The following is a 1,010-nucleotide window of genomic DNA, read 5'->3' as shown; positions in this document are numbered from 1 at the left end:
GAGCGGCTGGGGCTGAAGTCGTACACCACTGCGCGGATATCGGCAGACGCGGTGGTTGCATAGGCCCAGACGTAGGCCCGATGGGTTTTCTTCGAGCCAGGCATGAGCACCTGTACCGGCGTTTCATCGGCGTGCACCACGTTGTGTCCAAGCACCACTTCGCGCAGAGCATCAACCAGTGGTTGCAGTTGCACACCGCAAGTGCCGACCCACTGCGCCAAGGTCGAGCGCGGGATGGCGAGGCCGGCCCGGCCAAAGATCTTTTCCTGACGGTACAGTGGCAAATGATCACCGTATTTGGCGATCATCACTTGAGCCAGCAAACCTGCTGTGGGGATGCCTTTATCGATGACCTGCGCAGGAACAGGTGCCTGGATCAGGGTCTCGCAGTCCTCACAGACCCACTTGCCACGGATGTGTTGTTCAACCGTGAACACGCCGGGCGTGTAGTCGAGTTTCTCGCTGACATCCTCGCCGATACGCTTGAGGGCGCAGCCGCATTGGCAGTGAGTGTTGTCCGGTTCGTGATGGATTGGCGTGCGTGGAAACTCGGGCGGCAAGGCGGTGCGTTTAGGTTTTTGCCGAGCCACGGTCGGGGCTGGAGCGGGTTGCAACGCCTCAAGCTCGGCTTCGATGGCCGCGATATCGGCATCGATCACGTCATCGAGCAGGCTGGTTTGATACGGGTTTAGCTGCTCGCTGCGCTTGGCAAACTTGAAACGCTTGAGCTGTGCGATCTCGTGGGTCAGCTTGTCGTTGACCGTTTTGTAGTGATGGATCTGCTTGTCCATGGACTCGACTTTTTGATCGAGAGTCTCGACACGCTGCATCAGCTGCGCGGCGATAGCGCGCAGTTGTTCAGGGTTTAATTGGTCGAAATCAGGAAGCAAAGTCATGCCGCCGATTTTGTCAGAACAGGCCAACACTGACGATAGGCTCATCGGACAATTGCACGGCGACGCTGGCCATGGCAGTGATTACATCAGGGTAATCGCACTGTTTTGCCCAAC

The 1,010-nt window shown here is 57.8% G+C and carries 1 protein-coding gene; it reads right to left on the bottom strand.

Going from position 1 to position 1,010, the window contains the following annotated elements; translation table 11 throughout:
• Positions 1–896 (bottom strand): IS66 family transposase (gene tnpC / locus ACXPVS_RS27350; RefSeq protein WP_458512654.1); only part of this gene is annotated, 896 nt, incomplete at its 3' end.
• Positions 897–1,010 lie beyond the last annotated feature (114 nt).

The sequence above is a fragment of the Pseudomonas sp. Ma2-10 genome (genome assembly GCF_054330215.1).
This window is presented reverse-complemented; position numbering and strand designations above follow the sequence as displayed.